General features: G+C 66.6%; 23 protein-coding genes. 5 read left to right on the forward strand and 18 right to left on the reverse strand.

Translation table 11 applies throughout. The annotated features are described in order from the left end of the window. The 6 genes from WBF82_RS14565 to WBF82_RS14590 form a co-directional block, all read right to left on the reverse strand. Positions 1–1,265, reverse strand: a 1,265-nt coding sequence (locus WBF82_RS14565) for a prolipoprotein diacylglyceryl transferase (RefSeq protein ID WP_424383704.1), incomplete at its 3' end; no start/stop codon positions are given. Continuing rightward, positions 1,262–2,077 carry a tryptophan synthase subunit alpha gene (gene trpA / locus WBF82_RS14570; protein ID WP_424383705.1) on the reverse strand — a complete coding sequence of 272 codons (816 nt, stop codon included), beginning with the start codon at positions 2,075–2,077 and terminating at the stop codon, positions 1,262–1,264. The genes trpA and WBF82_RS14565, both read right to left, overlap by 4 nt. After that, entirely contained in the window at positions 2,074–3,339 is a 1,266-nt protein-coding gene (gene trpB, locus WBF82_RS14575; protein ID WP_424383706.1) for a tryptophan synthase subunit beta, read from the reverse strand. The genes trpA and trpB overlap by 4 nt, the downstream gene beginning before the upstream one ends. Positions 3,340–3,391: 52 nt before the next feature. Further along, positions 3,392–4,210: an indole-3-glycerol phosphate synthase TrpC gene (trpC, locus tag WBF82_RS14580; protein WP_424383707.1), complete on the reverse strand. Its 819-nt coding sequence runs from the start codon at positions 4,208–4,210 to the stop codon at positions 3,392–3,394. A gap of 100 nt (positions 4,211–4,310) precedes the next feature. Beyond that, complete coding sequence (locus tag WBF82_RS14585; RefSeq protein ID WP_424383708.1) at positions 4,311–4,934, reverse strand: TIGR02234 family membrane protein; 624 nt, start codon at positions 4,932–4,934, stop codon at positions 4,311–4,313. Then, positions 4,927–6,465 (reverse strand): anthranilate synthase component I, encoded by a 1,539-nt coding sequence (locus tag WBF82_RS14590; RefSeq protein ID WP_424383709.1) that lies wholly within the window; start codon positions 6,463–6,465, stop codon positions 4,927–4,929. The genes WBF82_RS14585 and WBF82_RS14590 overlap by 8 nt, the downstream gene beginning before the upstream one ends. Before the next feature lie 62 nt (positions 6,466–6,527). Between WBF82_RS14590 and WBF82_RS14595 the strand changes: the two genes are divergently transcribed. Both WBF82_RS14595 and WBF82_RS14600 read left to right on the forward strand, forming a co-directional pair. Continuing rightward, a complete protein-coding gene (locus WBF82_RS14595; RefSeq protein WP_424383710.1) occupies positions 6,528–6,986 on the forward strand; it encodes a peroxiredoxin in 459 nt (152 codons plus the stop codon). 24 nt (positions 6,987–7,010) lie between these two features. Beyond that, positions 7,011–8,543: a serine/threonine-protein kinase gene (locus WBF82_RS14600; RefSeq protein WP_424383711.1), complete on the forward strand. Its 1,533-nt coding sequence runs from the start codon at positions 7,011–7,013 to the stop codon at positions 8,541–8,543. Here the strand turns inward: WBF82_RS14600 and hisI are convergent. The 8 genes from hisI to hisD are packed head-to-tail and all read right to left on the reverse strand — an operon-like array spanning position 8,540 to position 14,901. Then, the gene (gene hisI, locus WBF82_RS14605) at positions 8,540–8,908 is read right to left on the reverse strand and encodes a phosphoribosyl-AMP cyclohydrolase (RefSeq protein ID WP_424383712.1); all 369 of its coding nucleotides are present in this window, start codon (positions 8,906–8,908) and stop codon (positions 8,540–8,542) included. The genes WBF82_RS14600 and hisI overlap by 4 nt on opposite strands. Beyond that, on the reverse strand, positions 8,905–9,690 hold the full coding sequence (gene hisF, locus WBF82_RS14610) for an imidazole glycerol phosphate synthase subunit HisF (RefSeq protein WP_424383713.1): 786 nt from the start codon (positions 9,688–9,690) through the stop codon (positions 8,905–8,907). Before hisF ends, hisI begins: the two co-directional genes overlap by 4 nt. Beyond that, on the reverse strand, positions 9,680–10,480 hold the full coding sequence (locus WBF82_RS14615) for an inositol monophosphatase family protein (protein WP_424383714.1): 801 nt from the start codon (positions 10,478–10,480) through the stop codon (positions 9,680–9,682). Before WBF82_RS14615 ends, hisF begins: the two co-directional genes overlap by 11 nt. Before the next feature lie 7 nt (positions 10,481–10,487). Further along, positions 10,488–11,222 (reverse strand): bifunctional 1-(5-phosphoribosyl)-5-((5-phosphoribosylamino)methylideneamino)imidazole-4-carboxamide isomerase/phosphoribosylanthranilate isomerase PriA, encoded by a 735-nt coding sequence (gene priA / locus WBF82_RS14620; protein ID WP_424383715.1) that lies wholly within the window; start codon positions 11,220–11,222, stop codon positions 10,488–10,490. A gap of 1 nt (position 11,223) precedes the next feature. Beyond that, on the reverse strand, positions 11,224–11,844 hold the full coding sequence (gene hisH, locus WBF82_RS14625; protein WP_424383716.1) for an imidazole glycerol phosphate synthase subunit HisH: 621 nt from the start codon (positions 11,842–11,844) through the stop codon (positions 11,224–11,226). Further along, positions 11,841–12,455: an imidazoleglycerol-phosphate dehydratase HisB gene (gene hisB / locus WBF82_RS14630; protein WP_424383717.1), complete on the reverse strand. Its 615-nt coding sequence runs from the start codon at positions 12,453–12,455 to the stop codon at positions 11,841–11,843. Before hisB ends, hisH begins: the two co-directional genes overlap by 4 nt. Then, on the reverse strand, positions 12,452–13,576 hold the full coding sequence (locus WBF82_RS14635; protein WP_424383718.1) for a histidinol-phosphate transaminase: 1,125 nt from the start codon (positions 13,574–13,576) through the stop codon (positions 12,452–12,454). Before WBF82_RS14635 ends, hisB begins: the two co-directional genes overlap by 4 nt. After that, a complete protein-coding gene (gene hisD, locus WBF82_RS14640; RefSeq protein WP_424383726.1) occupies positions 13,573–14,901 on the reverse strand; it encodes a histidinol dehydrogenase in 1,329 nt (442 codons plus the stop codon). The genes WBF82_RS14635 and hisD overlap by 4 nt, the downstream gene beginning before the upstream one ends. An 84-nt stretch (positions 14,902–14,985) precedes the next feature. On the opposite strand from hisD, the gene WBF82_RS14645 reads away from it, so the two are divergent. Beyond that, positions 14,986–15,396, forward strand: coding sequence for a nitroreductase family deazaflavin-dependent oxidoreductase (locus tag WBF82_RS14645; protein ID WP_424383719.1), 411 nt, complete (start codon positions 14,986–14,988; stop codon positions 15,394–15,396). Here the strand turns inward: WBF82_RS14645 and WBF82_RS14650 are convergent. After that, positions 15,393–16,421, reverse strand: a complete 1,029-nt coding sequence (locus tag WBF82_RS14650) for a zinc-dependent alcohol dehydrogenase (RefSeq protein WP_424383720.1) — start codon at positions 16,419–16,421, stop codon at positions 15,393–15,395. The two genes, WBF82_RS14645 and WBF82_RS14650, sit on opposite strands and share 4 nt — an antisense overlap. Positions 16,422–16,469: 48 nt before the next feature. Here WBF82_RS14650 and WBF82_RS14655 point away from each other — a divergent pair, with 48 nt between their 5' ends. Continuing rightward, positions 16,470–17,036, forward strand: coding sequence for a TetR/AcrR family transcriptional regulator (locus WBF82_RS14655; RefSeq protein ID WP_424383721.1), 567 nt, complete (start codon positions 16,470–16,472; stop codon positions 17,034–17,036). On the opposite strand, the gene nadC is transcribed toward WBF82_RS14655, so the two are convergent. The 3 genes from nadC to nadA are packed head-to-tail and all read right to left on the reverse strand — an operon-like array spanning position 17,033 to position 20,531. Further along, positions 17,033–17,890, reverse strand: a complete 858-nt coding sequence (gene nadC, locus WBF82_RS14660) for a carboxylating nicotinate-nucleotide diphosphorylase (RefSeq protein WP_424383722.1) — start codon at positions 17,888–17,890, stop codon at positions 17,033–17,035. The genes WBF82_RS14655 and nadC overlap by 4 nt on opposite strands. After that, on the reverse strand, positions 17,890–19,464 hold the full coding sequence (locus tag WBF82_RS14665; protein WP_424383723.1) for an L-aspartate oxidase: 1,575 nt from the start codon (positions 19,462–19,464) through the stop codon (positions 17,890–17,892). The genes nadC and WBF82_RS14665 overlap by 1 nt, the downstream gene beginning before the upstream one ends. Further along, positions 19,461–20,531, reverse strand: a complete 1,071-nt coding sequence (nadA, locus tag WBF82_RS14670; protein WP_424383724.1) for a quinolinate synthase NadA — start codon at positions 20,529–20,531, stop codon at positions 19,461–19,463. The genes WBF82_RS14665 and nadA overlap by 4 nt, the downstream gene beginning before the upstream one ends. A gap of 48 nt (positions 20,532–20,579) precedes the next feature. Between nadA and WBF82_RS14675 the strand changes: the two genes are divergently transcribed. Beyond that, positions 20,580–21,311 carry an NUDIX hydrolase gene (locus WBF82_RS14675; protein WP_424383725.1) on the forward strand — a complete coding sequence of 244 codons (732 nt, stop codon included), beginning with the start codon at positions 20,580–20,582 and terminating at the stop codon, positions 21,309–21,311. Positions 21,312–21,321 lie beyond the last annotated feature (10 nt).

Consider the following 21,321-nt stretch of genomic DNA (forward strand, 5'->3'; position numbering starts at 1 on the left):
TCGGCCTCCGCAGCGACCGCTTCAGCCTCGGCGCTCTGAGCCTCGGCGGACGGCTCCTCTTCGGCCTTCTCCGTTTCGACGTTGGCCGCGACGTCGTCCGGCTCGTCAGTCGCGGCCGGCTCAGGTGTTTCAGTCACCTCCGCCTCGGGGGCATCGACCTCTGCGGCGTCGGCCTCCGCGGCGACGGCTTCGGCCTCCGCGGCGACGGCTTCGGCCTCGGCGCTTTCAGCCTCGGGGCCGTCCTTGTCTCCCATCGTCACGGCGGTTGTGTCGACCACCGTCTCTACCGTTGCAGGCTCGCTCACCGGCTCGTGAACTGCGGTGCTGACAACGTCCGCGGACTTCGGCGAATCGGTTGTGGCCTCATCCACCGAGTCCGGTACCAGTCGGTCAGCGGCTGATGCACTCAGCGTCGCCGGATCCTCGCGGCCCTTGGGAGCCAGGATCAGATACACCACCGCACCGATGAAGACAAACATCGATGTGAAGGAGTTGATTCGAATTCCGGCGATGTGGGTGGCGGCGTCGTCACGCAACAGCTCGATGCCAAAACGTCCGATACAGTACCCGGCGACATAAAGCGCGAAAAGCCGACCATGCCCGATCGTGAAACGCCGATCCAGATAAATCAGTACGGCGAATACCACTAGATTCCACAGTAATTCGTAGAGGAACGTCGGCTGCACAATCATCGCAAGTTGCCCGGTCGACGCGCCGTCAAGCGAATGCACGTCGACGAATCCAGCCGGGTCACGTCGATAGAAGATTTCCAGCCCCCACGGCATCGTGGTCTCGTGGCCGAAGAGCTCCTGGTTGAAGTAGTTCCCCAGCCGCCCGATCGCCTGCGCGAGAACGATGCCGGGGGCTATCGCGTCGCCGAAGGCGGGAAGCGGAATGCCGCGACGGCGGCAGGCGATCCACGCACCCACTCCTCCCAGGGCGACAGCACCCCAAATGCCCAAGCCACCGTCCCAAATACGCAGCGCAGCACCGACTCCCGCGCCACCCTCACCGAAATACGTCCGCCAATCAGTTGCCAGATGGTAGAGCCGGCCGCCGATAAGGCCGAATGGCACTGCCCACAAAGCGATGTCATAAATCACGCCCCGCTCGCCGCCACGGGCCTCCCAGCGTCGATCACCGATCAGCAGCGCGGCGACGATGCCAATGATGATGAACAACGCGTACGCCCGGATGGGCACCGGGCCGAGGTGCCACACTCCGCGTGGCGGACTGGGAAAATAGGCGATGACAGTTGTCGTCATAAATCGGAAATCCTTTGACGTACACCGGCGGCCAGTTCCTCGGTCAGCGCCCGCAACGTAGGTATACCTGCAGTCAGCGCAGTGACCAGTGCCGAACCCACGATGACACCGTCGGCATAGCCTGCGATCTGAGCCGCCTGTTCGCGCGACCGCACACCCAGGCCAACACCGACAGGGATGTCAGAAACCGCCTTCACCCTGCGCACCAATTCAGGCGCCGCCTGCGACACCGCATCGCGGGCACCGGTCACGCCCATGGTCGACGCCGCGTAAACGAATCCGCGCGTCGCCTGGACCGTGGCCGCCAGCCGCTGCGGCGTCGACGACGGCGCAACTAAGAAGACCCGGTCTAACTGGTAGTGATCCGACGCCGCCAACCACTCGTCAGCCTCATCGGGAATCAGGTCCGGCGTGATCAACCCGTGCCCGCCGGCGGCGGCGAGGTCTCGCGCGAATGCGTCAATACCATAGCGCAGCACTGGATTCCAGTAAGTCATCACAACGGCTCGGCCCCCGGCTGCGGTGATCGCCTCGACGGCGGTCAGGGTATCCCGAACTCGTACACCGCTGCGTAGCGCAACCTCTGACGCCGTCGCGATCGTGGGTCCGTCCATACCCGGGTCCGAGTAGGGCACGCCGACTTCGATGAGATCGCACCCTGATTCGATCAACGCCGTCATTCCGTCGAGCGACGTCTGAACATCGGGGTACCCGGTCGGCAGGTAGCCGATCAGGGCTGCGCGGTTATCGCGTCGACAAGAGCCGAAAAGCTCCGTCAGACTGTGTGTTTCGCTCTGCTCGACGATCATCATCGTCCGTCGCTGTCCGGAAGTAAGCCGAACCACTTCGCGGCAGTCTCGACATCTTTATCGCCGCGGCCGGACAAGTTCACCACGATGACCGCCCCGCTGCCCATCTCGACGCCCAATTTCACGGCGCCGGCCACTGCGTGCGCCGATTCGATTGCCGGGATGATGCCTTCGGTCCGGCACAGCAACCGAAAGGCATCCATCGCCTCGCGGTCGGTGATCGGCCGGTATTCGGCACGCCCGGTGTCTCGCAACCAGGCATGTTCGGGGCCCACGCCCGGATAATCCAGACCCGCGGAAATCGAATGCGATTCGATGGTCTGCCCGTCCTCGTCCTGCAGCAGAAACGAGAACGATCCCTGGAAGGCGCCCGGTGACCCGCCGGTGAATGTGGCCGCGTGGCGGCCGGTCTCAATGCCGTCGCCGGCAGCCTCGAAGCCGACGAGTCGAACACCGGGATCGTCGAGGAACGCGTGGAAGATTCCGATGGCGTTAGACCCTCCGCCGACGCAAGCGGTGACGGCGTCGGGCAGTCGCCCCGCCTGGTCCTGGATCTGCACACGGGTCTCCAGTCCGATGACGCGCTGGAAGTCACGGACCATCGTCGGGAAGGGATGCGGCCCGGCGGCAGTGCCGAAACAGTAGTAGGTGTTCTCCGCGTTCGTGACCCAGTCGCGGAACGCCTCGTTGATCGCGTCTTTAAGTGTCTGCGAGCCCGACTTGACCGAAACGACCTCGGCGCCCAGCAGTCGCATGCGCGCCACATTGAGGGCCTGGCGCGCGGTGTCGACGGCGCCCATGTAGATGACGCAGTCCAACCCGAGCAGCGCGCACGCGGTTGCGGTAGCCACCCCGTGCTGGCCCGCACCGGTCTCAGCGATCACCCGGGTCTTGCCCATCTGCCGGGCCAGCAAGGCCTGACCCAGCACATTGTTGATCTTGTGAGAGCCGGTGTGGTTCAAGTCTTCTCGTTTAAGGAATATCCGCGCCCCGCCGGCGTGCGCACTGAGTCGAACGGCCTCGTAGAGCGGGGAAGGCCGGCCGGTGTAGTGCATCTGCAATTTGTCGAGCTCGTCGAGGTAAGTCTGGTCGGTGCGCGCCTTTTCGTAGGCGGCGGTCACCTCCTCGATCACCGCCATCAGCGCTTCGGCGACGTACCGGCCGCCGTACACACCGAAATGACCCCGGGAGTCGGGATCGTGGTGGGTGGGCTCGGCGATCGCCGCGCTAGAAGGCGGAAGTTCCGGACGCACGATGTCTGCCATCACAAAGGCTCAACGCTCAAGCGGTGCATAGCGTTCAAACCTTTACGAACGCCTAGCGGGCCGGTTTCGGACACGACGGATGCTTGCCCGCGGTAACCAGGTCCGCGACGGCTGCGCGGGGATCACCGCTGGTAACGAGGCCCTCACCAACCAGGACAGCGTCAGCGCCGGCGCCGGCATAGGCCAGCAGGTCGGCGGTGCCACGTACCCCAGATTCGGCGATCCTGATCACGTCGCTCGGCAGCCCGGGCGCGATGCGCGCGAAGCAGTCTCGGTCCACTCTCAGCGTTCGCAGGTCACGGGCGTTGACGCCGATCACGCGCGCGCCGGCCTTCAACGCCCGGTCGGCTTCTTCTTCGGTGTGCACCTCGACCAGTGCGGTCATGCCCAACGACTCGACGCGCTCCAACATCGACTCCAGCGCAGGCTGATCCAACGCGGCGACGATCAGCAACAGCATGTCGGCACCATGCGCACGTGCCTCGTGAATCTGATACGGGCCGACCACAAAGTCTTTGCGCAGCACCGGAACCGACACCGCTGCGCGGACCGCGTCGAGATCGTCGAGCGAACCCTTGAAGCGTCGCTGTTCGGTCAGCACGCTGATAATCCGCGCGCCGCCATCTTCGTAGGCGCGCGCCAATTTGGCTGGGTCGGAGATCGATGCGAGTTGGCCCGCCGACGGGCTGGCGCGCTTGACCTCCGCGATGACGCCGATACCGGGTTCGCGCAATGCCGCTAAGACATCCAACGGCGACGGCATCGCCTCTGCGGCCGCCTTGATCTCGGACATGCTCACGACAGCCTCACGAGCGGCAACGTCGGCGCGGACTCCTTCGATGATGGAGTCGAGCACGCTTGCCGAACTCATGTCGGTCCTTTTCCCCTTTGGCCCACGGCTGCCAGCAGAACAATGGCGTCCTTGGAAGGGTAGCGACCGTCGGCGCGCGGTTCGTCACCGACCCTCGCTGTCATGTTTCGTGTCGCGGATCGTCAGTCGGGTCATGGCCTTCGTCGAGGGCATCCCAGATCATTCGCTCCGAGACGATGTTCTCGTCGGCCTGCACCCGCGACCGGCGGGCCGCGGGCGTCACGTATTTGGTGTCAGCACCGCGGGTCGACGCCGCCGCCCGCATCAACAGCACGGCACCGAAAAGCGTGCACACCGCGGTCACCAGGGTGATCACCGGTCCGGGGTAATGGCGCTGGCTGCCCACCAACCACAGCACCGGAACGTGCGCGAGGTCAGCTGCCCGCGCCGCCACATCCGGGGTGACCAGCGTGCTGATCGCCAGGTAACCCGTCGCCAGGCTGACGACCGCCACCAGCATCGCGAGGATCCGCAGGGGCCAGCCGCGGACGGCGAGCGCGGCGACGGCGCTGGCGAGCAGCACGAGCGTTAGGGGGACCAGGGCCGACGACCAAGCAGTGCCGGACAGTGTGACGGCTTTTGGCGGGCCCAGCCCGTCGAATGTCCGCAGGTCGACCCAGGTCAGCCGGGATGACGCCCACAATCCGGCGGCCGCGAGCACCAGCAGGGCCTGGGCTATCCGGATGGTCCGCCGACCCGGGCGGTCGGGCGCAGCATCAGCCATCCTGGCCAGCCGCAGCGGTCAGAGTCTGCGCCGCGGCGATCGCGTTGAGCACCGCCCGCGCCTTATTGGTCGCCTCGGTGTGCTCGTAGGGCCCATTGGAGTCGGCCACCACTCCGCCACCGGCTTGAACGTAGGCCGTGCCGTCGCGCATCAGGGCAGTGCGGATCGCGATCGCAAAGTCGGCGTTGCCAGCAAAGTCGAGGTAGCCGACGACGCCGCCGTAGAGGCCGCGCCGGGTCTTTTCCACCTCTTCGATGAGTTCCATGGCGCGCACTTTCGGGGCGCCGGACAGTGTTCCGGCCGGGAAGCAGGCCGTGACGGCGTCCAGCGCGCTGCGGCCGTCGGCGAGCACCCCGGTCACTGTGGACACCAGGTGCATGACGTGGCTGTAGCGCTCGATGTGGCTGTAGTCCTCGACGCGAACGGTGCCCGGCACGCACACCCGGCCCAGGTCGTTGCGGCCCAAGTCGACCAGCATCAGGTGCTCGGCGAGTTCTTTCTCGTCGGCGAGCAACTCCTTCTCCAGCAGCTGATCCTCTTCTTCGGTATGACCTCGCCACCGGGTTCCAGCAATCGGGTGCGTCGTCGCGCGCCCGTCGTTGACAGTGACCAGTGCCTCCGGACTGGATCCGACAATCGAAAAGTCCGTTCCGCCAGCGCTATTCGGTACATGGAGCAGATACATGTATGGGCTTGGATTGGTCACCCGCAGCATCCGGTAGACGTCGACCGGATCGACACCGGTGTCCATTTCGAAGCGCTGCGAGGGCACTACCTGAAACGCTTCGCCGGCCGCGATCTGCTCGACGAGGTAGTCGACGATCTTCCCGTACTCCTCGACGGTGCGCTGCGCGCGGTACCGCGGCTCGGGTCGGGTGAACGTGCCGACCGTCGAGGGCAGCGGCTGACCCAGCGCGGCGGTCATCACGTCCAACCGAGCGATCGCGTCGTCGTAAGCCTCGTCGACCCGTTCGTCGGTGCCGTTCCAGTTCACCGCGTTGGCGATCAGCGTGATGGTGCCCTCGTGGTGATCGACGGCCGCCACATCGGTGGCCAGGAGCAGCAGCATGTCCGGCAAGTGGAGGTCGTCGACGGCCAACTCAGGCAGCCGCTCCAGCCGTCGCACCAGGTCATAGGCGAAGAAGCCGACCATGCCGCTCGACAACGGCGGTAGCCCCGGCAGAGCGGGGGTGGCCAGCAATTCGCACGTGGCGCGCAGGGCTTGCAGCGGGTCGCCACCGGTAGGAGCATCCTTGGGCGCCGCGCCGAGCCACACCGCGGCGCCAGCACGCACGGTCAACGCCGACGGCGCGCCTGCGCCGATGAAGGACCACCGCGACCAGGACCGGCCGTTTTCGGCTGACTCCAGCAGAAAGGTGCCCGGCCGGTTGGCGGCCAGCTTGCGGTAGGCGGACAGCGGGGTCTCGGCATCGGCCAGCACCTTGCGGGTCACCGGCACCACGCGATGCTCGGCCGCCAACGCGTGGAAATCATCCCGCGAGGTGGTAGCAGCGGCGAGGTTGGCGTGCATCCGTCTATCTTCCAAGCCGTCTTCGGCGATGCCGCATTGACCCCCGGCGTAGCGTAACGGCCATGAAAACCGGTGACACCGTGGCTGACTTTGAGCTTCCCGACCAGACTGGGACCCCGCGCAAGCTAAGCGCGCTGCTGTCCGATGGACCCGTGGTGCTGTTCTTCTACCCCGCCGCGATGACGTACGGCTGCACCAAGGAGGCATGCCACTTCCGCGACTTGGCTCAGGAATTCGCTGCGGCAGGCGCCAGCCGGGTCGGTATCAGCGTCGATCCTGTTGCAAAGCAAGCCAAATTCGCCGACACGCAGGGTTTCGATTACCCGCTGCTGTCCGACACCGATGGCGCGATCGCCAACCAATTCGGCGTCAAGCGTGGCCTGTTGGGCAAGCTGCTTCCGGTCAAACGCACAACCTTCGTCATCGGCACCGATCGCAAAGTGCTCGACGTGATTTCCAGCGAGATGAGCATGGACACGCACGCCGACAAGGCATTGCAGACGTTACGGGCCCGTAGCTAACCGGAGGCTTTGTAGCATGCTCGCATGCCGCTGAACCAGGGCCTCGGCGAAGGCGATGTGTTCGCCGGATACACGATCGTGCGGCGATTGGGATCCGGCGGAATGGGTGAGGTCTATCTGGCCCAGCACCCGCGGCTGCCCCGTCGAGACGCCCTCAAGGTGCTGCCCGCCACTTTGACCGCGGATAGCGACTATCGCCAGCGATTCAACCGCGAAGCCGACATCGCCGCGGAGTTGTGGCATCCCCACATCGTCGGCATCCACGACCGCGGCGAGTTCGAGGGACAGCTGTGGCTTTCAATGGACTACGTCGAGGGAACCGATGCCGCCGAACTGCTGAGCACGCAGTTCCCTTCCGGGCTGCCGAAAGCCGAGGTGTTCGAGATTGTCAGCGCCGTCGCCGACGCGCTCGACTACGCCCATCAGCGCGGACTGCTGCACCGAGACGTCAAGCCCGCCAATATCCTGCTGACCGATGCCGATCCGCGGGCGCGGCGAATCTTGTTGGCCGACTTCGGCATTGCCAAAGAAGTCGGTGATATCAGCGGCCTCACCGCCACCAATATGGTGGTCGGAACCACGGCCTACGCCGCGCCCGAACAACTCATGGGCTCCGACATCGATGGGCGGGCCGACCAATATGCGCTTGGCTGCACCGCTTTTCACCTGCTGACCGGGGCAGCGCCGTACCAGAATTCCAACCCGGCGGTCGTCATCACCCAACACCTATCCGCGCCGCCTCCACTGATCGGCGAACGTCGACCCGAGCTCGCGGAACTCAACGACGTGATCACCAAGGTGCTGGCAAAAGACCCCGGTGATCGCTACCCGAGCTGTTCGGATTTCGCGACTGCACTCACGGGCCAGCCGGCTGCTGCCGTTGCAGACACGCTTGCCGCCCAGGCGGCCTCGGCACCGACGACGCGTGCCGCCGCGCCACAGCAGTCCACGCCGGCGAAAACGCGCCGACGCGGCGTGGGCCCGGTGGTGGTGGTCTCGGCTGTCGCCACGGTCGTGCTGATCGCAATAGCAGGGTGGGTGGGCGTCGATCTGATGCGTCGCCACGCGCACTCGCCGGATGGCGTCGCCCCCACCGCCACCAGCCAGCCGGCCGAAGGCGCCAACCCCGGCCCGAGCCAGCCCAGCAGCGGGGCCCCCGCAGCGCCGTCGTCGATCCAGCTCAACCGGTACATCACCGATCCGTCCGGCGTGTTGGTCCCCGCTGGCCGCGCCGCGGTGGAGGCCGCCATCAACCGGCTTTACACTCAGCGCAACGTGCACCTCTGGGTGGCGTACGTCAACGATTTCGGCGGCCTCACGCCTTTGAGATGGGCGGAGGAAACGATGCGCGCCAACGGGTTCGGTAGCACCGATGCCCTGCTTGCCATTGCCCCCGGGCAGCACCGATTCTCGTTTCGCGTTCCGAGTGATGTCCCGGGTGTAACGCCCGCCAACCTCGAAGACATCCGGCGCAACCGCATCGAACCTGCTGTGCGAGAAAGCGAATGGGCGCGCGCGGCAGTGGCCGCCGTCGCTGGCTTAGAGAGCCTCGGCTAGATCACTGGCGCTGGCGGGCCGTCTCCCGGCTCCAGCAGAACGTCGGCGTCGAAGCAGCTGTGATCGCCGGTATGGCAGGCGCCACCGACCTGGTCGACCAGGAGCAGCACCGCGTCGCCGTCGCAGTCCAGACGTACCGAATGCACGTACTGAGTGTGACCGGAAGTCGCACCCTTTACCCACTGTGCACCGCGCGACCGCGAAAAATACGTGCCTTCACGGGTTTTCAAGGTGCGGGCCAGCGCCTCGTCGTCCATCCAAGCGACCATCAACACGTCGCCGCTGCTGCGCTCCTGGACGACGGCGGTGAACAGCCCGTCGGCGTTGCGCTTCAGGCGTGCGGCAATGGCAGGATCAAGCGTCATCGCACCGTGATCCCTTCTGCGGCCATGGCCGCCTTCACCTGGCCGATCGTCAACTGCCGGAAGTGAAACACACTGGCGGCCAATACCGCATCGGCACCCGCGGCAACCGCGGGCGCGAAATGCTCGGCCGCACCCGCGCCCCCGCTGGCGATCACCGGCACCGTCACCGCCGCGCGAACCGCCCGCAACATCGCCAGATCGAAACCGGCCCGGGTGCCGTCGGCGTCCATCGAATTGAGCAGGATCTCCCCCACTCCGAGCTCGGCACCGCGGGCCGCCCACTCGACCGCGTCGATGCCGGTGCCGCGTCGTCCGCCGTGGGTGGTGACCTCCCAGCCCGATGACGTCGGATCCGAGCCGGCAGGCACGGTGCGGGCGTCGACGGACAACACGATGCACTGAGAGCCGAACTGGTTGGCCATCTCGGCCAGCAGCTCAGGTCGAGCGATGGCAGCCGTGTTGATCGACACCTTGTCCGCGCCTGCCCGCAGCAACACGTCGACGTCGCCGACGGTGCGCACTCCGCCGCCGACGGTGAGCGGGATGAACACCTGCTCGGCGGTGCGGCGCACCACCTCCAGCATGGTGGCCCGGCCTGACGATGACGCGGTCACGTCGAGAAAGGTCAGCTCGTCGGCACCTTCGGCGTCGTAGGCGGCGGCAAGTTCCACGGGATCGCCTGCGTCCCGCAGGTTCTCGAAGTTGACACCTTTGACCACTCGACCGTCGTCGACATCCAGGCAGGGAATCACTCGCACCGCAAGGCTGGTGTTAGTACTCATCCGGTCGTCCTACCTTGCGCAGGATTTCGAGTACCTGGGCGTGCATGCCGGGGGCGGCGGCCAGTGCGGACTGCGAATCGGGGGTCCACTCTTCGCCGGCCAGGTTCGTAACGATGCCGCCGGCGGCTCGGACCAGCGCTACGCCCGCAGCGTGATCCCACACGTGATCACCGAAACTGATTGCACCGCCCAGAATCCCGTCGGCAACATAGGCGAGGTCGATTCCGGTGGCACCGTGCATCCGCATGCGCGACGACACCCGGCTGAGCTCTTCGAGCACCGCCAGCCGATACCGGCCCGGAAATCGGCCACGCGAGTCGACGTTGAAGGTTCCGACACCGATCACCGATTCCGTGAGTTCAACTTTGGCCAACGGCTTTTGCGGCACACCGTTTTTCATCAGCCCGCTGCCCACCACCGCGGTGTAGCGCTCGCCGGTGAACGGTAACCAGGTCAGGCCGGCCACCGGATCCCCATTGTGCAGCAAACCCAGCAGAATCGCCGCCAGCGGCGAACCCGCCGCATAGTTGAAGGTCCCGTCGACCGGATCCAGCACCCACACCCACGGCGAATCGACATCGGCGCCGCCGAACTCCTCGCCGTGCACGCCGATACCGGTCGTCTTCTCCAACGCCTCGACGACTTGGCGTTCGATGGCCAAATCGACCTTGGTCGCGAAGTCGTCGCCCTTCTTGCTGACCGCGGAATCAGCGCGGTGGCCTTCGAGGAATGGCTCGGTGGCGGCATCGAGGATTTCAGCGGCCTTGGCCACCAACGCGTCGAGATCCATTGCGGCCCTAGCCTGCTACCGCTGCCAGCGCTTGCAGCAGAGTGAACCGTCCGGCGTAAAGCGCCTTGCCCACGATCGCGCCCTCGACGCCGCTGCCGGTCAGCGTCGCGATGGCCCGCAAATCGTCGAGGCTGGACACGCCGCCAGACGCGATCACCGGGGCGTCTGTGCGCTCCGCGACCGCGCGCAGCAGGTCGAGATTGGGACCGGTCAAGGTGCCGTCCTTGGTGACATCGGTGACGACGAACCGCGAACACCCTTCGCCGTCAAGACGTTTCAATACGTCCCACAAGTCGCCGCCGTCGGTCTCCCAGCCGCGCCCGCGCAGCCGATGATCGCCGTCGACGATTTGGACATCCAGCCCGACAGCCACCTTGTCGCCATGTTCGGCGATCACCTGAGCGCACCACGTCGGATTCTCCAGCGCAGCAGTCCCGAGGTTGACCCGCGCACATCCGGTCGCCAGTGCGGCAGTCAACGAGTCGTCGTCGCGGATACCACCGGACAGTTCGACCTGCACGTCAAGCTTGCCCACTACCTCGGCCAGCAGCTCACGGTTTGAGCCGCGGCCGAACGCCGCGTCCAGGTCGACCAGGTGAACCCATTCGGCACCGTCGCGCTGCCAGCCCAGCGCAGCGTCCAACGCTGAGCCGTACTCGGTTTCGCTCCCGGCGCGGCCCTGCACCAAGCGCACCGCCCGACCCTCGACCACGTCGACGGCCGGCAACAAAATCAACCCCACGTCACAACCCCTCAACCCAATTGCTCAACACGGCAGCCCCGGCGTCCCCGCTTTTTTCCGGGTGAAACTGGGTGGCGGCCAACGGCCCGTCTTCGACGGCGGCCAGAAACGGCACCCCATGAGTGGCCCACGTCAGCAAAGCCTCAGACCGGCCTTCCCACCGTTGGGCCGCATAGGAATGCACGAAATAGAACCGGGCGTCGGCGTCCAGCCCTTTGAACAGCGCAGTGCCCGGCGCGGCGGCTACCACGTTCCACCCCATGTGCGGGATCACCGGTGCGTCCAACCGGGTGACGGCCCCCGGCCACTGCTCGCAGCCACTGGTCTCCATCCCGAATTCGACTCCGCGGGCGAACAGGATCTGCATGCCGACGCACACCCCCAGCACCGGTCGCGCGCCGGCGACGCGCTCGGCGATCACCCGCTCGCCGGCTATCCCGCGAAGGCCGCTCATGCAGGCCTCAAAAGCACCGACGCCCGGCACCACCAAGCCGTCGGCGGCTGCGGCGGCATCCAGATCGGCCGTCACTTCTACGGTGGCGCCGACGCGCTGCAGCGCACGCTGTGCGGAACGCAGATTGCCCGAGCCGTAGTCCAAAACCACAACGGATTTGGCTTTCACAGGGTCCCTTTGGTCGACGGCACGCCCGACACTCGCGGATCGGCTTCGACTGCCTGACGCAGCGCGCGCGCGACGGCTTTGTACTGGGCCTCGGTGATGTGGTGCGGGTCGCGGCCGTAGAGAACGCGAACATGCAATGCAATGCGGGCGTTGTTCGCCAGCGTCTCGAACACGTGCCGGTTGACGACGGTGTGATAAGGCACGGTGTTGCCGGCGATTATGAAGTGCCGCAGGTGGTCCGGCTCGCCGGTGTGCACACAATAGGGTCGGCCGGACACGTCCACGGCAGCGTGGGCCAGCGTCTCGTCCATCGGTATGTACGCGTCGCCGAACCGGCGGATGCCGGTTTTGTCACCCAGGGCCTGTCCCAGCGCCTGGCCCAGCACAATCGCGGTGTCCTCGATGGTGTGGTGCGCCTCGATCTCGACATCGCCCTTGGCGCGCACGGTCAAATCGAAGCTGGCGTGGCTGCCAAGTGCGGTCAGCATGTGATCGTAGAACGGGATCCCGGTGTCGACGTGGACCTTTCCGGTCCCGTCCAGGTCAAGTTCGACGACGATGTCGCATTCCTTGGTGGTGCGTTCCACGCGGGCGTGGCGCTGCGGGGTCATGACGCTCCTAAGGGCTGGGCCAATTCGGTGGCGGCGATCTGGGCGCTGGTCTGCAAGAAGACGTCGTTCTCTTCGGCTAATCCTGTGGTCGCGCGCAAGTATCCGGCGATCCCGACATCGCGTATCAGGACGCCGGCATCCAGGTAGCGCTGCCAGGCAGTCGGTGCATCGGCGAACCGCCCGAACAGCACAAAGTTGGCGTCGCTGGGAACGACCCGAAATCCCATGCTGCTCAACGCTGTACTCACCCGCTCGCGCTCGGCGATCAACGTCGCCACGCTGCCCAGCGTGTCATCGGCGTGCCGCAGCGCTGCGCGGGCGGCGACCTGAGTAACCGAAGACAGGTGATATGGCAGTCGTACCAACAGCATCGCGTCGATCACCGCCGGGGTGGCGATCAGGTAACCGAGCCGGCCGCCTGCGAAGGCGAACGCCTTGCTCATGGTGCGGGTCACGATGAGCTTGGTCGGATACTCGGAGACCAGAGCCACCGCGCTGGGCTGCGACGAAAACTCACCGTAAGCCTCGTCCACGATCAGGATGCCGGGCGTCGCGTCGAGCAGTTTGCGCAATTCAGGAAGCGAAACACTTTGCCCCGACGGGTTATTGGGGCTCGCCACGAACACCACATCGGGAGCACGGTCGACGATCGCCGCGACAGCCGCCTCGACGTCAAGGCTGAAGTCCGCCGCTCGCACCGTTTGGATCCATTCGGTGTGCGTGCCATCGGAGATGATCGGGTGCATCGAGTATGACGGGACGAATCCGATCGCGCTGCGCCCCGGTCCACCGAAGGCCTGCAGCAGCTGCTGCAGGATCTCGTTGGAACCATTCGCGGCCCAGAGGTTTTCTACACCGAGTGGGACACCGGTCTGCGCGCTCAGGTAAGCGGCCAGGTCACGGCGCAATGCCACCGCGTCGCGATCGGGATAGCGGTGCAAATCGACGGCCGCATCACGCACCGACGCGACCAGGTCATCGACGAGCGCCTTGGTAGGCGGGTGCGGGTTCTCGTTGGTGTTCAGCCGTACCGGGACCGCGAGTTGCGGTGCGCCGTAAGGCGATTTGCCCCGCAAGTCGTCGCGGAGTGGGAGCTCGTCGAGCTCCGGGCGTTTGCTCATCGCTCGAACCTCCGCCGTACCGCCTCGCCGTGCGCAGGAAGGTCTTCGGCCTTGGCTAACGTAACCACGTGTCCTGAAACATCCTTCAGGGCATCCTCGGTGTAGTCCACGACGTGGATACCACGCAGAAATGTCTGCACTGAAAGACCACTGGAATGGCGGGCGCTGCCCGCCGTCGGGAGCACATGGTTGGAGCCGGCGCAGTAGTCGCCGAGGCTGACCGGCGAAAAGGCGCCGACGAAGATGGCGCCAGCCGAGCGGATCTGCGCCGCAACCTGTTCGGCGTCCGCGGTCTGGATCTCTAGATGCTCGGCGGCGTAGGCGTTGACTGTGCGGATGCCGGCGTCGATGTCGTCGACCAGGATGATCGCCGACTGTCGTCCGGAAAGCGCGGTGGTCACCCGCTGGCGGTGCACGGTGGTCGCCAGTTGGGCGGCCAGCTCGGTGTCGGTGGCGTCGGCCAGGTCGGCGCTGGGTGTCACCAGCACGCTGGCGGCCATCTCGTCGTGCTCGGCCTGGCTGATCAAGTCGGCCGCGATGTGTGCGGGGTGGGCGGTGTGATCGGCCAGGATGGCGATCTCGGTCGGCCCTGCTTCGGCGTCGATGCCGACCCGCGAGCGGCAGAGCCGCTTTGCCGCGGTGACGTAAATGTTGCCGGGTCCGGTGATCATGTCGACCGGCGCGAGCTCGGCGCCGTCGGAGTCGATGCCGCCGTAGGCCAGCAATGCCACCGCCTGCGCACCGCCGACCGCCCACACCTCGTCGACGCCGAGCATCCGTGCAGCGGCCAGGATCGTCGGGTGCGGCAGACCCGCAAATCGGCCCTGCGATTGTGCCTGCGGCGGGCTGGCCACCACCAGTGAGTCGACGCCGGCGGCCTGCGCCGGCACCACGTTCATCACGACGCTGGACGGGTACACGGCGTTGCCACCCGGTACATACAGCCCGACGCGTTCGACCGGAACCCACCGCTCGGTGACGGTGGCGCCCGGGCCCAGCGTCGTCGTGGAGTCGGCGCGGCGCTGGTCGGCATGCACGGCGCGGGCGCGCTCGATCGCCACCTCCAGGGCGACGCGGACATCGCGGGCCAGGCCGGCCAGCGCGGCGTCCAACTCGGCGCCGGGCACCCGGACAGTCGGCGGCCGCACGCCGTCGAACGACTCGCCGAACTCCAGCGCGGCCTCCGCGCCCCGCTCCGCAACCGCCTCGACGATCGGGCGCACCGACGACAGCGCGGCATCCACGTCCACTCCGCCGCGGGGCAACGCCACCCGCAGCCGGGCTGGTGAGAGTTCCTCGCCCCGCAGGTCGATGCGCGCCATCACGTTCACGTTGACCATTGTCCCAGAACAGGGCAACTACATATCTGACCGGTACAGTGACCGCACACCACGAAAAACGGAGCCGCCATGTCCACAAAGGACCATCCCAACAACGCCCCCGGCGTTCCGATGATTTTCCCGGTCTGGTTCGAGAACTTCCAAGTCAAATACTTGAACGCTGCGCTACGGCCGTTCGCCCGTTTCGTGCCCGGATTCTCGGCCATCAAGCACCGTGGCCGCACATCCGGCAAAGAGTACGAGACCATCGTCACCGCGTACCGCAAAGGCAATGTGCTGGCGATCGCACTGGCCCACGGCAAGACGAATTGGGTCAAAAACGTGCTGGCCGCCGGCGAAGCCGACGTGCACTTCATCCGCAACAACGTCCACATCATCAACCCGCGGGTGCTGCCCGCCGGCAGCGACGGCGCGGGGCTGCCCCGGATGGCCCGGCTGCAGCTCGGCCGGATGGGGGTTTTCGTCGCCGATATCGCCTAAGCCCGGGTGAATACGGTCTTGCCGGCCATCGTCGGCCAGACCGACGGAGCGTCGTCCCACGGGACCACGCGGTCGACGACCGGTGACAGGTCGCAGCCGGCGGCCAGCAGCTCGACCACCTGCGGTATCACGGCACGCGCGCTGACCCGCCCGGTGATGAACCGCACACCGCGGGTGTACATCGGCAACAACGGCATCTCGACGCTGTATTCGGGGTAAATCCCGGTGTCGGTACATACGCCGTCGGGCCAGGTCGCGCGAAGCGTCGCAGCAAGCAGCGCCCGATCGCCGCTGGTGTTCACGGTGACCGGATAGGGATCCCAAGACTTGTCCGGCTTGGCGCTGTCATGTACGACCGCGCCGAGTTTTTCCGCTACAGCGAGCCGCTGCCCGTCGGTGTCCACGTAGTCGACGTGAAAGCCGAGCGCAGCGGCGAACGCCGCCGCGTACAGCCCGATCGAGAGTCGGCCGACCACCAGAACGCGGCGATCCACCGGATCAAGGCCCGCCAACTCCGCGCCGTGCGGCCCGACCGCACGCCAGCCGTCGGGAATGTTGTCCGACAGTGAGGCGATGGCGACCGGATCCACGGCGTCGGGAACCGGGATCAGCATCGCGTCGGCGTAGGGCACGAGCACCAGGTCGGACATGAATCCGCCGCCATCCAGGCCCGCAAGCGGGGCCATCCCATACATCGCCATCAGCGGTACCGATCCGCAAGAGCCCGTCACGCCGCGGCGGCATTCACGACAGTCGCCGCAGCTGATCTGAAACGGCACGACCACCCGGTCGCCGACGGCGACGCTGCCGACTTCGTCGCCGACGGCGACCACCTCGGCCAGCCCCTCGTGACCGACGGCATGCCCGGGCGGCATCGGCAGTCGGCCGCGGGCAACGGCCACATCCAGATCGCAACAGGCCACCGCCAGCGGCCGGACCAGCGCCTGCCCGGGCGCCGTGATTTTGGGCTCGGGGACCTCGCGCCAGGCGTATCGACCGGCCTCTTCAAACGTCAGCTGCCTCATTGCAGCATTCTTGAGTGATTACTCAAGTATTGCAAGTATTTTCTAGGCATGGCCCGCCCCGACCGCAGCCGAACCGCGCTGATCGACACCGCGACCACCCTGTTTCGCCGGCAGGGCTACGCCGCGACTGGGCTGAATCAGATCCTCGACGACGCAGGCGTCAAGCCCGGTTCGCTGTATCACCACTTTCCGAAAGGCAAGCAGCAGCTGGCAGCGGCGGTCGTCGACAGCAGCGGAGCTGCCATCGAGCAACTGCTGCGCAGGTTCCTGGCCAGCGGACGGCCGGCTGCGGACGTCGTGGATCGATGGATTGATCTACTGATCGACGGGCTGACCGCCGACCGGCGCGACGGCTGTCCCATCGAGCCGATCGCCACCGAATCGGTGAACGCCAGCACATTGGTGCGCGCGGCCTCGGCGCGCGCCTTTACCGGCTGGTGCCGGGCGATCGAAGAGCGGCTGAGTTCCGACGGCTGGTCGGCAGCAGAAGCGGAAAGCGTTGCCGTTGCGGTGATCTCGTTGATCGAGGGAGCACTGATCTTGTCTCGCATCGCCGGCGACGCGGGTGCACTGGTCGCCGCCAAACCTGCAGCACGCCGCTTACTTCACCGCTAGACGTCCAAACCCACGTCGAGCACCCGCACCGAGTGGGTGAGGGCGCCGACAGCCAGGTAATCCACACCCGTGCCGGCGTAGTCCGCGGCCGTTTCCAGCGAAAGGCCGCCGGATGACTCCAGTTTGGTGGCCGGCGCCCAGGCGTCGCGGCGCTGCACCGCGATCTGGGTCTGCCAGACCGGAAAGTTGTCGAGCAGCACCAACTCGGCTTTTTCGTCCAACACCTCGTCGAGCTGCTCGAGCGAGTCGACTTCGACCTCGCATGGCAGATCAGGCGCGGCCGCCCGCACGGCGCGTAACGCCGCGACCACCGATCCCGCCGCCGCGACGTGGTTGTCCTTGATCAGCGCCGCGTCGCCCAAGCCGAACCGGTGGTTGACGCCGCCGCCGACCCGGACCGCGTACTTTTGCAACGCCCGCAGGCCCGGCAGCGTCTTGCGGGTGTCGCGGATCTGCGCCTTGGTGCCATCGACGGCGTCGACCCAGGCGGCCGTCGCGGTAGCGATCCCGGACAGGTGGCAGACCAGGTTGAGCAGGGTTCGCTCGGCGGTCAACAGGCCGAGCATCTGGGCCTGCACCGTCAACGCCGACGCGCCCGGCTGCAGCCGCGCACCGTCCTCGACGCGATCGAGCACCCGGTAGCCGTCAGCGCCAAGCACCTCGTCGAGCACCAGCAGTGCGACGTCCACTCCGGCAATCACCCCGGGCTCGCGGGTGATCAGCGACGCGGTCGTGGTGGCGCCGTCGGGCACCGTTGCCGAGGTCGTGATGTCCGGCCCGTAACGCAGGTCCTCATCGAGCGCGCGACTGATCGTGGCGCGAGCCTCGGCCAGCTCACCATCCGAGAGGGTCATCAGCACACCGCTGCCAGGGCATCCACTTGCGCGCTGTCGTCATCACCCAACCGGACGACGATGCTGCAGACCTGGGCGAGCGAGGCGTCGGGGTATTCGGCGCGGTGGTGACAACCGCGACTCTCGTTGCGGGCCAACGCAGCCGAAGCGATTGCGCGGGCGGTTACGGTCAACGCCGCATCTTCGACGTCGGCGCCGGCGCGGATGGCTCGAATCGGCGCCGTCGACAATATTCCGGTCAGCCGGCGCAGGCCATCGGCATCGCGGACCACCGAGGCGTCGCGGCTCATTGCCCGCTGCAGATCGCCGCGGCCCAGCGCGGCACGTGCGACTGGTTCCGGCGCCGTCGCACACGGACATCCGACCAGAACCGAGTGCGCCGCCGCGGCGCTTCCCGCCCGACCGCCAACGACCAGACCCTCCAACAGGCTGTTGGACGCAAGCCGGTTGGCGCCGTGCATCCCGGTTCGAGCGACCTCGCCGGCAGCGAAAAGCCCGGGCAGCTCGGTTTGTCCATGCACGTCGGTGATCACGCCACCGCAGCTGTAGTGCGCGCCCGGCGTCACCGGGATCGGTTGGCGCACCGGGTTAATGCCGGCTTTGCGGCACGCGGCGGTGACGGTCGGGAAGCGGTCCGCGAAATCGCCGATGCCGCGGGCGTCGAGATAGACGCACGGGTCGCCAGTCGCCCGCATCCGAGCGTCGATAGCGGCGGCCACCACATCACGCGGTGCCAAATCGCCCATCGGATGTACGCCCGCGGTGACCGAATTGCCTTGGCTGTCAACCAAAACCGCGCCTTCGCCGCGGATCGCTTCGGTGACCAGCGGTCGGCGGCCCCCCCTGCTGTTGTCGAACAACATGGTGGGGTGGAATTGGATGAACTCGATGTCGCTCACCGCGACACCTGCCCACAGCGCCAAGGCCACCCCGTCGCCGGTGGAGCCATCTGGATTGGTGGTCGCGCCGTAGAGGTGTCCCAGCCCGCCGGTGGCCAAGATCACCGACGCCGCGTGGACGATGCCGATGCCGTCGGGATTGGCGACAAGCACGCCGGTCACCGCGGCACTGTCGTGCAACAGCCGCAGGGCGGCATGGTTGGTGCGGATGTCCAGCGCGCCTGCCGCATGGTCGAGCGCCCGCTGGACCTCGGCGCCGGTGGCGTCACCGTTGGCGTGCACAATGCGCCGCCGGGAATGGCCGCCTTCGCGGCTCAGCGCCCATCCGCCGACCGCTGTCTCGTCGAATCGTGCTCCCTCGCTTACCAATTCGACTACGGCCCGATAGCCGTCCGCGACTATCGATGTCACGGCGTCGGTGTCACAAAGCCCTGCGCCGGCAGCCAGCGTGTCGGCGACGTGCGCGTCGACGGAGTCGTCGGTATCGGGCAGCACCACCGCGATTCCACCCTGGGCGTAGTGCGTGGCCGTCACGCCCGACCGGCGGCCTGCCTTGCTGAGCACGAGGACTCGCCGTCCGGCCCGATGGGCGGCGAGCGCGGCGGCCAGGCCGGCGACCCCGGTGCCGATGACCACCACGTCGGCCCGTTGCTGCCAGGCCGGGCGGACGCTCATTCGCCGCCGCCGGGCTGGCCGATCGCGATCATCCGCTGCACGCTTTGCCGTGCCAGCCGAGCGACCTGTGCATCGACGTGGACTTCGTCAGCGCCCTCGACCAGGCAACGCAACAGAGCCGCGGGGGTGATCATCTTCATGTACTTGCATGACGCACGGTCGTTGACGGCGCGGAAGTCGACACCAGGCGCGGCATTGCGCAGCTGATACAACATCCCGACCTCGGTGGCGACCAGCACCTGCCGGGCGTGGGTGTCGCGCGCGGCGTCGAGCATGCCGCCCGTCGACAAGATCTTCACGCGCTCCTCCGGAAAGGCGCCCTCGCCGGCGAGGTACAAAGCCGATGTCGCACAGCCACATTCCGGGTGGACGAACAATTCGGCGTCTGGATGCTTACGGGCCTGCTCGGTGAGCTCGTCGCCGTTGATTCCGGCGTGCACATGGCACTCGCCGGCCCAGACGTGCAGGTTGGCCCTTCCGGTCACCCGGCGGACGTGCGCCCCGAGGAACTGGTCGGGGCAAAACAGCACCTCGCGGTCCGGGTCGATGGAGGCGACGACGTCGACTGCGTTCGAGGAGGTGCAGCAGACGTCGGTGAGCGCTTTGACCGCTGCGGTGGTGTTGACATAGGAGACAACGACGGCGCCGGGATGTTCGTCCTTCCAAGCGTGCAGGTCTTGGGCGGTGATGGAGTCGGCCAGCGAGCAGCCCGCCCGCTGGTCGGGAATCAGAACGGTCTTTTCTGGGCTGAGGATTTTCGCCGTCTCGGCCATGAAGTGCACGCCGCAGAACACGATGGTTTCTTCAGGCGCCTCGGCAGCGATCCGGGACAGCGCCAGCGAGTCGCCGACGTGGTCGGCCACATCCTGGATGGCCGGGAGCTGGTAGTTATGCGCCAGAATCGTGGCGTTTCGCAGCTCGGCCAGCCGGCGAATCTCGGCCGCCCAGCGTGCGTCGCCGTCGACGCCGCCGTATCCGTGGGGAGAGCTGGTAATGGCCGCGGCCAGGTCGTTTTCCAGGTAGACCTTCTCGGAAGGCAGCTGATCCGTGCGATTCAGGACCGTCATGGCCGTTCCTTTCACCCCCGACCCGGTTTTCGACTTATAATCGAAAACATGCCATATGGTAGCACTGCTCACGAAGTGCTCGCCGTCGTATTCCAGGTTCGGGGCCTCGGTTCAGGTCCGAAGACCCAGAAGCCGCAGCTCAGCGTCCTGCTCTGGCAGCGCGCCCGCGATCCGCACCGAGGTGCGTGGGCGCTACCTGGCGGAGCGCTACGCCACGACGAGGACATGACGACGTCGGTGCGGCGTCAGCTGGCCGAGAAGGTTGACCTGCGTGAAGTCGCTCACTTAGAGCAGCTCGCAGTGTTCTCCGCCCCCGACCGGGTGCCCGACACCCGCACGATCGCGTCGACATTTTTGGGCCTGGTGCCCTCCCCCGCTGTCCCGGAGCTGCCACCCGACACCCGCTGGCACCCGGTCACCGCGCTGCCGGCGATGGCCTTCGACCATGGACCGATGGTCGACCACGCCCGCACCCGGCTAGTCGCCAAGATGTCCTACACGAACATCGGATTTGCCTTAGCGCCAACCGAATTCGCAATGTCGACGCTACGTGACATTTACAGCGCCACGCTCGGGCACCCGGTCGACACGACTAACCTGCAGCGCGTGCTGGCCCGTCGCGGCGTCATCACCGCGACCGGCACCGTCGCGCAGTCCGGCCGCAGCGGCGGGCGTCCGGCGGCGCTGTATCGCTTCACCGACTCGCAATTGCGGGTTACTGACGAGTTCGCCGCTTTGCGTCCACCCGGCGGGCCGACTGGATTCTTAACGCCCCCTTAAGCAACAATGC

The organism is Mycobacterium sp., assembly GCF_049673265.1.
Taxonomy (GTDB): domain Bacteria; phylum Actinomycetota; class Actinomycetes; order Mycobacteriales; family Mycobacteriaceae; genus Mycobacterium.